At 73.7% G+C, this 14,879-nt stretch carries 11 protein-coding genes; 2 read left to right on the top strand and 9 right to left on the bottom strand.

The features are described 5' to 3' along the window. Positions 1-325 precede the first annotated feature (325 nt). From malQ to BGP79_RS08080, 6 genes are all read right to left on the bottom strand, one after another. Positions 326-2,470 carry a 4-alpha-glucanotransferase gene (gene malQ, locus BGP79_RS08105; protein WP_076694416.1) on the bottom strand — a complete coding sequence of 715 codons (2,145 nt, stop codon included), beginning with the start codon at positions 2,468-2,470 and terminating at the stop codon, positions 326-328. Positions 2,471-2,558: 88 nt separating this feature from the next. Beyond that, a complete protein-coding gene (locus BGP79_RS08100; RefSeq protein WP_076694414.1) occupies positions 2,559-3,518 on the bottom strand; it encodes an oxygenase MpaB family protein in 960 nt (319 codons plus the stop codon). 3 nt (positions 3,519-3,521) lie between these two features. Continuing rightward, on the bottom strand, positions 3,522-5,030 hold the full coding sequence (locus BGP79_RS08095; protein WP_076694413.1) for a dihydrolipoamide acetyltransferase family protein: 1,509 nt from the start codon (positions 5,028-5,030) through the stop codon (positions 3,522-3,524). Between the two features lie 11 nt (positions 5,031-5,041). Next, positions 5,042-6,001: an alpha-ketoacid dehydrogenase subunit beta gene (locus BGP79_RS08090; protein WP_076694792.1), complete on the bottom strand. Its 960-nt coding sequence runs from the start codon at positions 5,999-6,001 to the stop codon at positions 5,042-5,044. Positions 6,002-6,074: 73 nt separating this feature from the next. Then, on the bottom strand, positions 6,075-7,175 hold the full coding sequence (gene pdhA / locus BGP79_RS08085; RefSeq protein ID WP_076694790.1) for a pyruvate dehydrogenase (acetyl-transferring) E1 component subunit alpha: 1,101 nt from the start codon (positions 7,173-7,175) through the stop codon (positions 6,075-6,077). 408 nt (positions 7,176-7,583) lie between these two features. Beyond that, positions 7,584-8,726, bottom strand: coding sequence for a histidinol-phosphate transaminase (locus BGP79_RS08080; RefSeq protein WP_076694411.1), 1,143 nt, complete (start codon positions 8,724-8,726; stop codon positions 7,584-7,586). A 120-nt stretch (positions 8,727-8,846) separates the two neighbouring features. Between BGP79_RS08080 and BGP79_RS08075 the strand changes: the two genes are divergently transcribed. Then, positions 8,847-9,284 (top strand): phage holin family protein, encoded by a 438-nt coding sequence (locus BGP79_RS08075; RefSeq protein WP_076694410.1) that lies wholly within the window; start codon positions 8,847-8,849, stop codon positions 9,282-9,284. A 78-nt stretch (positions 9,285-9,362) separates the two neighbouring features. Here BGP79_RS08075 and BGP79_RS08070 read toward each other — a convergent pair whose 3' ends face one another. The 3 genes from BGP79_RS08070 to BGP79_RS08060 form a co-directional block, all read right to left on the bottom strand. Then, a complete protein-coding gene (locus BGP79_RS08070) occupies positions 9,363-11,042 on the bottom strand; it encodes a formate--tetrahydrofolate ligase (RefSeq protein ID WP_076694408.1) in 1,680 nt (559 codons plus the stop codon). A gap of 66 nt (positions 11,043-11,108) precedes the next feature. Next, complete coding sequence (locus BGP79_RS08065; RefSeq protein ID WP_076694406.1) at positions 11,109-12,815, bottom strand: hypothetical protein; 1,707 nt, start codon at positions 12,813-12,815, stop codon at positions 11,109-11,111. Positions 12,816-12,837: 22 nt separating this feature from the next. Further along, positions 12,838-13,188, bottom strand: a complete 351-nt coding sequence (locus BGP79_RS08060; RefSeq protein WP_076694405.1) for a hypothetical protein — start codon at positions 13,186-13,188, stop codon at positions 12,838-12,840. Positions 13,189-13,550: 362 nt separating this feature from the next. On the opposite strand from BGP79_RS08060, the gene BGP79_RS08055 reads away from it, so the two are divergent. After that, a complete protein-coding gene (locus tag BGP79_RS08055) occupies positions 13,551-14,855 on the top strand; it encodes a glycoside hydrolase family 6 protein (protein WP_076694403.1) in 1,305 nt (434 codons plus the stop codon). The last annotated feature ends 24 nt before the right edge of the window (positions 14,856-14,879 follow it).

The following is a 14,879-nucleotide window of genomic DNA, read 5'->3' as shown; positions in this document are numbered from 1 at the left end:
GGGCGAGGGAACCGCGGCACACCCTACTGACCTGCACGTGACCGCTGCGCCCGTCGGTGCCGAGGGGCGATGCCGGCACGTTGCGTCGGGCGGCCCCACACACCGCCCGACGCCCCGCGCTCCCCCCGGACAGTCCCGTACGACCCCGACGGGACGTCCCCGGAGCTGCTGCGTGACCATGTTCCCCTCCTCCATGTCTCGGCAACAGTCCACGCTCCACCCCCCGATGGGTTCGTCATGCACTGTTCGGAACACGGGCGCCGAGCGGATTGGACCCGGGGGCACGACGCTGGACGCGCCCTGGACGGCCGCCGGGCGTCGCCGGTCAGCGCAGGGCGTTCGCGACCGCGGAGAAGAGGCTGCGGGCCCGGTGGCTGACGGCGAGGTCCTCGATCAGGACGGCGTTGCCGTCGGCGTCGGCCAGCGGTACCCGCCAGTTGGGGTACTCGTCCTTGGTGCCGGGTTGGTTCTGCACGCGCTTCTCGCCCACCGCGTCCACGAGGGAGACGCCGATGAGGCACGCCGGCGAGGCGCCGAGCAGCTCGTGGAGCGCGGCGATGGTGCGCTCCTCGTCGGCGCCGTCGGGCAGCAGGCCGCGCTCCCGGGCCATCGCCAGGAACGCACTCTGCTCGGCCCGGTCCGCGGCCAGCTCCTGCTCGAGCGGGGCGTCGAGCATGCCGAGACGCTCGCGCAGGCGGATGTGCTCGCCGCTGAGATACCCGGCGGTCGGGGGCAGGTCGTGGGTGTTGACGCTGGCCAGGCACAGCCGGCGGTACTGCTCGACGGGCAGCGGAGCGTGCGCCTCGTCGAACTCGAACCAGAGGATCGAGGTGCCGAGGATGCCGCGATCGGCCAGGTAGCGCCGCACCCACGGCTCGAACAGGCCGAGGTCCTCGCCGATCACGACGGCGCCCGCGCGCTGCGCCTCCAGCGCCAGCACGCCGATCATGGCCTCGTGGTCGTAGCCCACGTAGGCGCCGTCCGCGGCGATCGTGCCCTCGGGCACCCACCACAGCCGGAAGAGGCCGAGGATGTGGTCCACGCGGATGCCGCCGGCGTGCCGCAGGATCGTGCGCAGCATGTCGCGGAACGGGACGTAGCCGGCCTCCGCGAGCCGCTCCGGGTGCCACGGCGGCTGATTCCAGTTCTGCCCGAGCGCGCTGTACATGTCCGCGGGGGCGCCGACGGTCACCCCGTGGGCGAGCACGTGACGGAGGGTCCAGGCGTCCGAGCCCTGCTGGTGCACCCCGACGGCGAGATCGTGCAGGATGCCGACGCCCATCCCGGCGCCCTCGGCCACCCGCTGGGCGGCGGCGAGCTGCTCGTCGCAGACGAACTGCAGCCAGCAGAAGAAGTCGATGCGACCGGCGAGCTCGGACCGCAGGTACCCGATCTCGGCGTCGGAGAGATCCGGGTTGACCCACTCGCCGTCGGCGGGGTCGTGCCGCTCGCGCAGGGCGCACCACAGGGCGAAGTCCCGCAGGCCTGCGCCCTCGCGCCGCACGAAGGCCGCGTAGGCGTCCTGCCGCCACGGGCTGCGCTCGACGGCGTGGACGAGCGCCAGCGCCTCCAGCTTGGCCGCGAACACCGGGTTCCGGTCGATGGCGTCGACGCTCGTGTTGTCCGCGGAGCACCGGCCGGCGAGCTCGGCGACGCGGGCCCGGTCCTCCTGCGGCAGGTAGCCGAACTCGGGGATGTCCTCGACGCGGATGTAGAGCGGGTGGAAGAACCGCCGGCTGCTGGGCAGGTAGGGGGACGGCTCGACGGGCGGCGCCGGCTCGGCCGCGTGCAGCGGGTTGATCAGCAGCCAGCCCGCGCCCTCCCGGCCGCTGATGGCCGCCAGGTCCGCCAGGTCGGCGAGATCCCCGACGCCCCACGAGCGCCGGGACCGCACCGAGTACAGCTGCGTCATCAGGCCCCACTGGCGGGTGGCGCCGACGGTGTCGGCAGTCGCGAGGCGGCGCGGGGTGACGATCAGGCGGCAGCTGGCCAGCCGGCTGCCGGACTTGGCGCCCACCGTGTGCCAGCCCAGGGGCAGGTCGCCCGGGACGGCGAAGGTGGCGCGACCGGTGAGCGTGCCGTCGACGTCGCGCGGATCGGTCCACACGTCTCGTTGCTGGACCGGCAGGTTCCGGCCGTCCTCGGTCTCGACCCAGACCAGGACGTCGTCCCCGTGGGGCACGTGCACGCCGAACGTGCGCTGTTCCCCCTCGGTCACGACGAGGACGGGCGGCAGCAGGCGCCGCCAGGGGGCGAGGTCGCGGTCCGCGAGGGCGGCGTCGACCTGCGCGTCGTTGCTCACGGTGACGCCGAGCGCGGCGAGCACGGCGAGCAGGGTGGGCGCGGGGATGTCGCGGGTGATGCCGTCGAACCCGGTGACCGTCGTCTCCACCCGCCACGCCCGGGCGAGGGCCTGGAGGCGGTCCGGGGAGAGGGTGACGGTCGCGGGATGCGCGGGAATGTCGGTCATGATCCTGCCCTGTCGACGTGCGGTGTGCTGGCCCGGGACCGTCGGTGGCTGGTGGCACGGAACGGCTCGGGCCCCGATTCACCCTATGTCAAGGGCGCCCGGCGTCGTCCGCCCGCGTCGTGCCGGCCTGCAGCCGGGCCAGCCGGCGCCGCGCGCTGATCTCGGTCGGTCCGCGCCGGCCGAGGGCGAGGCGGACCCCGGCGAGGACGACGCGCGTGGCCGCCACGGCGGGCAACCGGACCGGTCCGATCCGCCGTCGCTCCAGGCCGAGCAGCTGCCGGTAGGGCTCGCGCAGGCTCGCCAGCGCACCCTCGAACAGCAGGCGGTAGCCGGGCAGCAGCAGGGGACTGAGGCCGGGCGACCGCAGGAAGCTCATCACCTCGTCCAACCGGGCGCTGTGGACGAGCTGGCCACTCGTCAGGTAGTCGTCCAGCTGGCTGCGGAGCTCGGCCGCCGTGCGCGGTGGGTCCGTCACCCCCATCAGCTCGCCCGCGACGGCCCACTCGGCGACGTACGCGTCGGCGCCTTTCGGAATGGACCCCCGCCCGCCCCAGTACGAGCCCCAAATCAGGTGCGCCGCCAGGAAGGAGTCGGTGAAGGCCAGGTGCACCCAGCGCAGCAGGTCGGGATCGTTCGCGGCGTAGGGCCGTTCGGTCCCGGTTCCGTCCTGGTACGTCCCGGTGACCGCGCGGTGCAGGCGCCGCACATGGTCCGAGGCCGTCCGGCCCGCGGTCGTGTCCCCGTAGGTGACGGTGAAGATCCAGCGGATGGTGCCCGCGAGCCGGCCGAGCGGATCCTCCCGGAACCGGGAGTGCTCGTAGACGCCGGCGAGGGCGCCGGGGTGCAGGGCCTGCATCATCAGCGCCCGCACGCCGCCGACGATCGGCGCCATGGACCCGTGCACCGCCCAGGCCGCCGATCCGGGCCCGAGGAAGCCGGCGTCGTTCCCGTCCGCGAGCGCAGCCGACCAGTCCGGCTCCCGTCCGGGGGAGCCGGTGAAGGTCAGTTGCAGTTCGCGGCGGAACACGCCGAGCAGGTCAGGACGCATCGATCACTCCAGCAGCAGGGCGGGTTCCTCCATGATGGCGGCGACGTCGGCCATGAAGCGGGCCGAGAGGTCGCCGTCGACGACGCGGTGGTCGAAGGAGCCGCCCAGCGTCGTGATCCAGCGCGCGATCACCTCGCCGGAGACCACCCACGGCTTCTGCCGAATGGTGCCGAACGCGACGATCGCGACCTCGCCCGGGTTGATGATCGGGGTGCCGATGTCGATGCCGAGCACCCCGATGTTCGTGATGCTCAGCGTGCCGCCCTGCATGTCCGCCGGCTTCGTCTTCCCGGCCCGCGCCGTGCCCGCCAGGTCGCCGAGCGCGACGGCCAGCTCCTTGAGGGTCAGGTCCTGCGCGTTCTTGATGTTGGGCACCATCAGCCCGCGCGGGGTGGCGGCGGCGATCCCGAGGTTCATGAAGTGCTTGATGTGGATCTCGTCGCCCGCATCGCCCGGCACCCAGCTGGCGTTGACCTGCGGGTTGCGGGCCGCGGCCCAGATCACGGCCTTCGCCAGGATCAGCAGCGGGGACACCTTGATGCCCTCGAAGTCGCGGGACGCCTTGAGCCGCTGGACGAACTCCATGGTCCGGGTGGCGTCGACGTCGACGAAGATCGACACGTGCGGGGCCGAGAACGCGGACTGCACCATGGCGGCCGCGGTGGCCTTGCGCACCCCGCGCACCGGGACCTTCTCGATCAGGCCGTGCTTCGCGCCTGCGTTCCAGAACTGCGGGGCGCGGGCCTGGTTGCGGGCCACCTGTTCGGCGTAGGAGATCAGGTCCTCGCGGGTGACCTCGCCCCCGGCGCCGGACGCGGTGACGTCGGCGAGGTCGATGCCGAGATCCTTGGCGGCCTTGCGGACCGGCGGCTTGGCGAGCACGCGCTGCACGAGCCGCTCGATCGGGTTGCCGGCCGGTCGCGACGGGGCGGCCGGCGCAGGTGCGGGAGCGGTCGGTGCCGGCGCGGGAGGCGTCGGAGCGGCCTGCGGGCGCGGGCTGGGCTCGGGCTGCGGCGTCACCGCCGGCGTCCGGTCCGGTTCCTGCGGCGCGGCGGCGCTCTTCTGCGTCGCGGTGCCGGTCTGGCTGCTCCGGCCGGCCCCCGAGGCCTGCGGGCGGGTGGGGGTGTGCCGGGCGCGGCGCTTGACGGCGTCGGCGCGAGGACCGGATCCGACCAGCGGTCCGGGTGCGGCCTGCGGCCCGACGTCGGGCGGGGTCGGGTCGTCGTGTCCGGCAGCGGCCGGCGCGGCGGGAGCCGGGGCGGCAGCGGTCTCCCCGGTCTCGAGGACGGTGATGATGGGCGTGCCGACCTCGACCGTCACGCCCTCCGCGACCAGCAGTTCACCGACGGTGCCGGCCCAGGGGCTGGGCAGCTCGACGAGGGACTTGGCCGTCTCGATCTCGACGAGTACGTCGTTGATCGCCACGGTGTCGCCGGGCGAGACCTTCCAGGAGACGATCTCCGCCTCGGTCAGTCCCTCGCCGGCGTCGGGCAGGTTGAACGTCTGGGCCATGTCCGTTCCCCTCAGTAGGCCAGCGCGCGGTCGACCGCGTCGAGGATGCGGTCGATGTCGGGCAGGTAGTGCTCCTCGACCTTGGCCGGCGGGTAGGGCAGGTGGAACCCGCCGACCCGCAGCACGGGCGCCTCGAGGCTGTAGAAGCAGCGTTCGGTCAGCCGGGCGGCGATCTCCCCGCCGATGCCGCCGAACGTGGGCGCCTCGTGCGCGACGACGAGCCGGCCGGTGCGGCGCACGGAGTTCTCGATGGTGTCGGCGTCCAGCGGCGAGATGCTGCGCAGGTCGATCACCTCGATCGAGTGGCCGTCCTCCGCGGCGGCGTCGGCGGCCGCGAGTGCGACCGGGACGAGCGGGCCGTAGGCGACCACGGTGACGTCGGTGCCCTCCCGGACGATCTGCGCCCGGTACGGGTCGGCCGTCGGGCGGTGGGTGTCCACCTCGCCCTTGAGCCAGTACCGCCGCTTCGGTTCGAGGAAGATCACCGGATCCTGCCCCTGGACGGCCTGCTGAATCATCCAGTACGCGTCGTGCGGGGTGGACGGGGTGATCACCCGCAGGCCCGGGGTGTGCGCGAAGTAGGCCTCGGGGGACTCGGAGTGGTGCTCGATCGAGCCGATGCCGCCGCCGTAGGGGATCCGGATGACGACGGGGGCGCCGAGGTTGCCGTCGGTGCGGGTGCGCATCTTGGCCAGCTGGGTGGTGATCTGGTTGAACGCCGGGAAGACGAAGCCGTCGAACTGGATCTCGCAGATCGGCCGGTAGCCGCGCAGGGCCAGGCCGATGGCGGTGCCGACGATGCCGGCCTCCCCGAGCGGGGTGTCCACGACGCGGGCGGCACCGAAGTCCTTCTTGAGGCCCTCGGTGATGCGGTAGACGCCGCCGAGGTCACCGATGTCCTCGCCCATCAGCAGGACCTTCTCGTTCTGCTCGAGGGCGGCCCGCATGCCGGCGTTGAGCGCCTTGGCCATGGTGAGGGTGCTGGTGCCCGTCGTCGCGGACGCCGTGGGGCTGGGCTGGGTGATGGTCACGTGTCGTTCCCCTTCAGTGGGTGCCGTCGCCGGCGTCGTCGAAGGACGCTTCGTACTGCTGGTGCCAGCGCCGCTCCTCCTCGACCAGGGGGTGGGGTTGGCCGTAGACGTTGTCGAAGGCCCGGTCCAGGCCGGTCAGCGACATGCCGAGCGTGGTCTCGCGCACGTGTGCGGCGACGGCGTCACCCTCGGCCGCGACGTCGGCGAAGAAGGCGTCGTCGGCGAGGCCCTGGGCGCGCAGGTACCGCTCGAACCGGACCAGCGGATCCTTCCCGGCCCACTCCTCCTCCTCGGAGGCTTGCCGGTACTTCGTCGGATCGTCCGCGGTGGTGTGGGCACCGAGGCGGTAGGTGAAGGCCTCGATCAGGGCCGGCCCGGACCCGGCGCGGGCCCGTTCGAGCGCCCAGCGGGTGACGGCGTGAACGGCGAGGACGTCGTTGCCGTCCACCCGCACGCCCGGGAAGCCGTAGCCGGCGGCCCGGCGGGACAGCGGCACGCGGGACTGCACGTCGAACGGGACCGAGATGGCCCACTGGTTGTTCTGGCAGAAGAACACGATCGGGGCGGTGAAGGAGGCGGCGAAGACCATGCCCTCGTGCACCTCGCCCTCGGTGCTGGAGCCGTCGCCGAAGTAGCCGAGCACGGCCTCGTTGCGGGCCGGGTCCTCGTTGCCGACGGCGCCGTCCCGGCCGATGCCCATCGCGTACCCGACCGCGTGCGGCACCTGGGCGGCGAGGACCAGCGTGTAGGTGTGGAAGTTGTGCTCGCGCGGGTCCCACCCGCTGTTGGAGACGCCGCGGAAGAGCCGGAGGATGTCCGCGAAATCCACCCCCCGGGTGCGGGCGACGGCGTGCTCCCGGTAGGTGGGCACGATGTAGTCCTGGGGCGCCGTGGCACGGCCGGAGCCGACCTGCGCGGCCTCCTGCCCGCGGGACTGGACCCAGAGGGCGAGCTGGCCCTGTCGCTGCAGGGCGGTGGCCTCGTCGTCGAAGCGGCGGGTGACGGCCATGTCCCGGTAGAACGTGCGCAGCTCGTCGTCGGTGACGTCGGCGAGGTAGGCGTCGAAGAAAGGGTGGGGATGCCGGGTGCCGTCGACGTCGAGCAGCTGGATCATCTCGTCGGCGCTCGGCAGCTCCGGCAGGTCGACGGCGGCGTCGTCGGCCGGAGTGTCGGCAGGGGCGTCGCTCTCCGCGCCGGTGGGCGCGGTGACGTCGGCGTCCGGGTCGGCGGGCGTCGGCTCGGGAATGCCCGTGGTGGCGCGGGAAGACATCGATCCGGCTCCTGTCCGGGCGGCATGGCCCTGGAGGGGTGGGAGACGGTCATCGGCGCTCGGACGGGAGACGGCCCGTTTATTCCGCATGGCGCATATGACCTGCAGTGACGGCCTTAGCCTAGCGAGCGCCGTTGGCCGCCACTATTCGCGCCATGCGGGGCGGACGATCGGGCCGCGGTCGGCGCCGCCGCCCGCGTGAACCAGCGCCCGTCATCCGGGTCCCGGTCGCGGGTGCGGGCACCGCACCGCTCAGGCGCCGAACTCGCGGCAGAGCTCGATGAACCGGGAATTGCCGTCGACCTCACCGATGCTCACCCGCACGCCCTCGTCACCGAACCGGCGGACGGCGAGGGCCTTCCGCTCGGCGGCCTCGGCGAAGGCACCGCACCGGTCACCGAGCCGCAGCCACACGAAATTGCCCTCGGCCTGCGGCAGGTCCCAGCCCCGCTCGGTGAGCGCGGTGACCACGCGTTCCCGCTCGGCGACCAGGCCGTCGACCCGGGCGAGCACCTCGTCGAGGTGGTCGAGGGAGACGATCGCCGCCTGCTCGGCCAGTGACGAGACCGCGAACGGCACGGCGCTGACCCGCAGGTTCTCCGTGATGCCCTGCTGCGCCACGGTGTAGCCGACGCGCAGGCCGGCCAGCCCGTGCGCCTTCGAGAAGGTGCGCAGCAGCACGAGGTTGGGGTACTCGCGGTAGAGGGCGATGCCGTCGACCGCGGCCGGGTCCCGGACGAACTCGAGGTAGGCCTCGTCCAGCACCACGACGACGTGACGCGGCACCCGGGCGAGGAAGGAGGTCACCTCGTCGTGGGTCAGGATCGGGCCGGTCGGATTGTTCGGGGTGCAGAGCAGGATCACCCGGGTGTTCTCGGTGACGGCGGCCGCCATCGCCTCCAGATCGTGACGCCCGTCCGCCAGCAGCGGCACCTGCACGCTCGAGGCACCGGAGAGACCCACGGAGATCGGGTAGGCCTCGAACGAGCGCCACGCGTAGACGACCTCGTCGGGGGCGCCGAAGTCGTTCTGCCCCGCGTAGGTGGCGAGCACCTGGTTCAGGGCGCCGAGGCTGCCGCCGCCGGTGACGATGTCCTCGGCCGGGACGCCGAGGTGGGTGGCGAGCCGCTCCCGCAGCCGCGTGCTGACGGCGTCGGGGTACCGGTTGATCGACGTGAGGTCGCGGATCGCGTCGAGCACCGCCGGGATGGGGGGCAGCGGGTTCTCGTTGGAGGAGAGCTTGAAGCTCTCCATCCCCTCGACCACCGTGGCCGGCCGGCCGGCCGCATAGGCGGGGAGCGCACCGAGCACCGCACGGGGGCGGACGCCGGGCGACGGGCTCGGCGTGTCGGCTCCGGTGGCGGGACTGGTGGTGGTCGGGTCGGTGGGCGTCATGGGCAACACCCTAGTCATCGGTCCGGCGACCGGAGCCGGCCGACAGGTCGGCGCACCGTACGACCCTGCGTCCCCGGTACGACCCTGCGTCCCCGGTACGACCCATGGCACGATGGTGCCGTGAGCCGGTTCCTCTTCCGCTGGGTGGTCAACGCCCTCGCCCTTGCCGTCGCCGCCTGGCTGCTGCCGGGCCTCGCCATCACCGCCGATGCCGCGATGGTGCGCACGTTCGGCGGCGCGCAGGCGGCCACGATGGCCGCGTACGTCATCATCAGCCTCATCTTCGGGCTGGTGAACGCCGTCATCCGGCCCGTCCTGGCGTTCCTCTCGATCCCCATCACGTGCCTGACGCTCGGCCTGTTCAGCGTCGTCATCAACGCGCTGATGCTGTGGCTGACCGCATGGCTGAGCACCTTCACCCCGGCGAAACTGGGCATCGACACGTTCTTCTGGACCGCGATCCTGGCCGCGCTGATCGTCTCCGTGGTCTCCCTGCTGGTCGGCTGGCTGGAGCCCTCGGAGCACCGCCGGTCGCGGCGTCGCGCCGTCGCCGACTGACCCCGGCACCGACCGAGCGCGTCCGGACTGGCCGGCCCCGACCGGCCGGACGCGGCTGCTCCCGCCCCGGGTCCCTGGCTACGACAGGCCGAGGATGGTGCCGTCGTCGGCCAGGTCGATCCGTCCGGCCGCGGGCGTCGCGGGCAGTCCCGGCATCGTCATCATGTCCCCGCACACGACGACGACGAACCCGGCCCCGGCGGAGAGCCGCACCTCACGCACGTGGATCTCGTGGCCGGTCGGGGCGCCGACCGCGTGCGGGTCGGTGGAGAACGAGTACTGCGTCTTGGCCACGCACACCGGCAGCGCACCGAACCCGTCGTGCTCGATCCGGTCGAGCCGGCGCCGGGCCCGCGCGTCCCAGGTGACCAAGGACGCGCCGTAGAGCCGCGTCGCGATCGCCTCGACCTTCTCCGTCAGGGACGCCCCGTCGTCGTAGGTGTAGGAGAACGTGTAGTCCGACGGCTCGTCGAGCACCTGCAGCACGCCCTGCGCGAGGTCCCGGGCACCGGTCCCGCCGTCGGCGAAGTGGGTGGCCGGGAAGGCGCGCACCCCCTCCGCGGCCACGAGGTCCACGACCCGGGCGATCTCCGCGTCGGTGTCGGTGGGGAACCGGTTCACGGCGACGACGCACGGGATGCCGTACACGCCGCGGACGTTGGCCAGGTGCCGGCGCAGGTTGACCATGCCGGCCTCGACGGCGGCCACGTCCTCGGTGCCGAGATCCGCCAGCGCCACCCCGCCGTGATACTTCAGGGCGCGGACCGTGGCGACGACGACGGCCACGTCCGGCCGCAGCCCCGACTTGCGGCACTTGATGTCGACGAACTTCTCCGCGCCGAGGTCCGCGCCGAAGCCGGCCTCGGTGACGACGTAGTCCGCGAGCCGCAGCCCGGCCCGCGTCGCGGCGACGGAGCTGCACCCGTGAGCGATGTTGGCGAACGGGCCGCCGTGCACGAAGGCGGGCGCGCCCTCGAGGGTCTGGACGAGGTTGGGCGCGAGGGCGTCGCGCAGCAGGGCGGCCATGGCGCCGTGGGCCTGCAGGTCACGCGCCGTGACGGGGGCGGCGGAGCGGTTGTAGCCGATCACGATGTCACCGATGCGCCGCTTCAGGTCGGCCCACGACTCGGTGAGGCAGAAGATGGCCATCAGCTCGGAGGCGACCACGATGTCGAATCCGTCCTCCCGGGGGAACCCGTTGGCGTGGCCGCCGAGGCCGACCACCACCTCGCGCAGCGCCCGGTCGTTGACGTCGAGCACGCGCCGCCAGGTGATGGTGCGGGTGTCCAGGTCCAAGGCGTTGCCGTGGTGGACGTGATTGTCGATGAGTGCCGCGAGCAGGTTGTTGGCGGCGGCGATCGCGGCGAAGTCCCCGGTGAAGTGCAGGTTGATGTCGGTCATCGGCACCACCTGGCTGTAGCCGCCGCCGGCCGCCCCGCCCTTCATACCGAACACCGGACCCATCGACGGCTCCCGCAGGCACGCGACCGTGCGGTGCCCGAGACCGTGCAGCGCGTCGGTCAGGCCGACGGTGGTCGTCGTCTTGCCCTCGCCGGGCGGCGTCGGGGAGAGGGCGGTGACGAGGATCAGCCGGCCGAGAGGCCGGTGCGCCAGCGTCGCGAGGTACCCGAGATCGACCTTCGCCTTGTGGCGCCCGTAGGGCGAGAGGTGCTCCTCCGCGATGCCCAGCGTCTCCGCGGCGACGTCCCGGATCGGGCGCAGGACGGCGGCATTGGCGATCTCGATGTCCGACAGCATCGTCGTGACCTCCCGTGATGGTTCCCTGTGGTCCCGCTCACACCGTAGCGGAGTGCGGTGCCGTCATCAGCCGTTCGGCCAGCGGACCGGGGTGACGTGCCGCTCCTGCTGCGGCGGTCGCGGGTCCGGAGCTCGCGGTGTCGCGGTTCCCGGCGCCGGTATACACGCCGGCACGTCGCGGCCCTCGAAGACCCAGACGGTCTGCCGGGAGACGCCCCGGGTGAGGCCGCGAAGCGAGTCGCGTTGCGCCGCCAGGCTGGCGTCGGTCGATCCGTCGGCCTCGGCCGCGATCCGGCGGTAGGAGTCCAGGCCGTGCGCCGCGGCGATCATCGCGACGGGCGCGGGCAGGGCCAGCCCTCCGCGGGCGCCGGACGGCGTGCCGGCGGGCCGGGCGGTCGGCCCGGGGAACGGCGGCGGGGAGGACCCGGTCACGGTGACGCGATTCCGCGCGTCCGGGTTGGGCCGCCCGTCGAGAGCGGGGACGACGTCGTCGCGGTGCTCCAGGCTCAGCACCGCCGTGCCGGCGGGCACGGTGAAGCCCGCGACGGGAGATCCCGCCGTGACGACCTGCCGGACGTCGTAGCGACGGCGGAACGCCGGGTCCGCCGCGAGCGCGGTGGCGTGGATGCCGCCCTGGCTGTGGCCGGTGAGGATGACGCGGGCACCGCGCGGCGCCCCGGACGCGGCGAGCGCGGCCGTGACGAGCGCGGCGACCTGCGTGGGCCGGACCGTGGTGCCGTCGGCGTCCATGGCGGTGATCGCCTCCGCGTTGCCCTCCAGATCGAACAGACCGGGGCCGTCGGCCAGCTCCCAGCCGGTGGTGCCGGGGACGTCGACCTCCCAGACCGGCTCGGCGCCGCCCTCGAGGCGGCGGACCGTCACCGTGCTGCGGGCGACGCCGTCCGGGCCGGCGCGGGAGCTGACGCCGGCAGCCTGCAGGTTCGCGGTGAGCGAGGAGAGGGTCGCGGGCGTCGCGAGCTCCGTCCGCGGCGTGCCGACGGCGCTGACCGTCAGGGTGCCGGGGGTGACGATGCCCGCGCGCCGACCCGCCGCCACCGCGCTCACGGTGACCCAGGCGAGTGCCCCGATGTCGTGCCCCGTGTCCCGCAGCAGCTGATCGAGGGCGGGCAGCGCGAGCGGCGGATCGGTCGGGTCGATCAGCCGAGGCAGGGTGGCCACCTCGGCCTGGACGGCGTCGCGGTATCCCACCACCCTCGCCCGGATGGCGAGGCCGGTGAGCCAGCCGCCGATGCCCGTGGCGCCCAGGGCGCCGGCGGCCCCGGCGAGCGGACCGGCCGCCGGCGCACCGGCCGCGGCGCTGCCCGCGAGGCGCAGGGCGGTCAGCTCCGCGTGCTGCCGGGCCAGGACCGCCGCGACCGCCGCCGCCTCGCTGCGCTCGTACACGGCCCGGGCGGTGCGCACGCCGGCGGCCAGGTCGAGCAGACGGCTGCCGAGCCTGCCCGCGGACAGCTGGGCGGATCCCCCGGCGAGGCGGGCTGCCGCGGCCGCCGGCTGAGCCGGTGGGGGCAGGCGCCAGAGATCGCCGGTGATCGCGCCGAGGACCGCACTGACCCGGCACAGCTCCTCGGCGACCGCCTGGACCCGGGTGGAGGCCTCGTCCAGCTCCTCGAGGCTGCAGGCGATCCCGTCGACACCACCGCGCACCGTCAGGGTGCCGCTGGTGGGTCCGGAGGCGGCCGGCAGTGTCGGCACCGGGTGCACCGTCCCGGCCCGGGTGCCGCCCTCACCGGCCGGGCCCCAGGAGAAACTCATCGGCCACCCCCGTTCCCCGCGCTCACGGCGTCGTCCCCGGCGTCGCCCATCCCCGCAGGACGGCATCGGCGACACGGCCCTCGGCGTCGAGCAGGTCACCGGCGCCCCCGTGGCGCAGGTCCTCCGCCAGCCGACCCAGGTGCTGGTGCAGGGACTGGACGTCGGCGTCGACGCCGGTCAGCCCGCTCATCAGGGACAGCAGGGAGTCCCGATAGCCCTGCGCCGCCCTGGACTGCCACGCAGCGCACGCACAGCGCCCCAGGTCGGCTCGGTGCTCGGTGAGGGCAGCCGCCTCCGCTCGCACGCGCGCCGCCAGGTCGTCCACCAGGACCGCCGCGGCGGTCCGCTCGCCGCCCACGCTCTCCCCCGCCATCCGTCTCCCCTTCCCGTCGGCCTCCGACCGCTCCTCGTCCCGACGCTAGGCCGGGCCCGGACCGGGCGAGCCGGTGTCGGACGGCCCTGGGGAGAACCTGCCGCAAAGGCCCGGCTGGGGAGGGAGAAGCGGCCCGATCCGTGCACCGATCGGCCGGCCCGCCCCGCGGACTTGCCCGCGGAGAGGCCGGTGGACGCGGGTCCGGCCGCGCCGATCGACGAAAGTGCTTGCGCTCACACGATCCGCGGGTTCTCCTTGATCGCACACGTCGGTGGTGTCGCGTGTCTCGAGCAGCCGGGGCGACGACAGACCCAGCCACTCACGCGCTTCCTCTCACACATCCACACTCGCTCAGGAGTCCGATGTTCAACCGCATCCCGGCGCGCATCGCGGTGGCCGTCACGGCCGCCGCCCTCGTCGTCGCCACCCCCCTCACCGGTGCCGCAGCGGCACCCGCCACCCCCACCCACGCGTCCTCCCCCACTCGTTACTACGTCCCGCCCCTCCCGGACGGCTCGGCGGCCCAGATCGCGTCCCTCGCCCGGACGGGCCAGCTGACCGATGCCCTCCTGGTCGCGAAGGAGGTCACCACCCCGCAGGCGGTGTGGTTCACCTCCGGCACCGCGAAGCAGGTCGAGAAGTCCGTGCGGACGACGATGCAGCAGGCGGCCCGGCAGCGCGCCGTGCCCACGCTCGTCGTCTACAACGCGCCCGGCCGGGACTGCTCGCAGTACTCGTCCGGCGGCGCCGGTTCGGACGCGGCGTACCGCAGCTGGATCGACGGCTTCGTCCGTGGTCTCGGGACGAAGCAGCAGGCGACCGTGATCGTCGAGCCCGACGGCCTGGCCAACCTGCCCTCGGACTGCCCGGCCGCCTACCCGGGCCAGGACATCGCCGCGCTCACGGCGGGCCGCATCGCGGACGTCAAGTACGCGGGCACCACCATCGCGACCCGCAACCGGCACGCGCAGGTCTACCTGGACGCCGGCCACAGCGGCTGGCACAGCGTCGCCGACGCCACGGCCCGGCTCGCGAAGGCGGGCGTGGGCGGGGTGCGCGGGTTCTCGTTGAACGTGTCGAACTACCAGTGGACCCCGAACCTCTCCGAGTACGGGACCTGGATCTCCAACTGTCTCGCCCTGCACCCGGATGCCGCGACCACGACGCCGACCGACTGCGGCGACCAGTACTACTCCGGCGGCCCGGCGAACGACTGGCAGGGCGGCGCCCTCGACGGAAGCAAGGTCTGGAGCACGACGGCGACGGACCCGACGGCGAACGTCGCGGGCATCGACTCGCGCTACGCGCAGGAACTGCAGGCGGCCGGTGTCCGGCCGACCGCCGGGTTCGTGCTGGACACCAGCCGGAACGGCCGCGGCCCCTGGACCCCGGCGGTGACCACCGACTACCCGGATCCGCAGACCTGGTGCAACCCTCCGGGCCGCGGCCTCGGAGCGCGCCCGGCGGCGCACCCGTCGTCGGCCTACCCGCTGCTCGATGCGTACCTGTGGATCAAGACGCCGGGCCAGTCCGACGGCCAGTGCAACCGCGGGTTCGCGGGCAGCACCACGGACCCGGAGTGGGGCGGGATCACCGACCCGGCGGCCGGGGCCTGGTTCCCGCAGCAGGCGCTGCAGCTGGCCCGGCTGGCGCAGCCGGCGCTCTGACAGCGCCCGCATGACCGACGGGCG

This window comes from Tersicoccus sp. Bi-70 (genome assembly GCF_001968825.1).
In the GTDB taxonomy this organism is placed as follows: domain Bacteria; phylum Actinomycetota; class Actinomycetes; order Actinomycetales; family Micrococcaceae; genus Tersicoccus.
The sequence above is the reverse complement of the archived record's forward strand: the minus strand, read 5'-3'. Positions and strand labels throughout refer to the sequence as shown.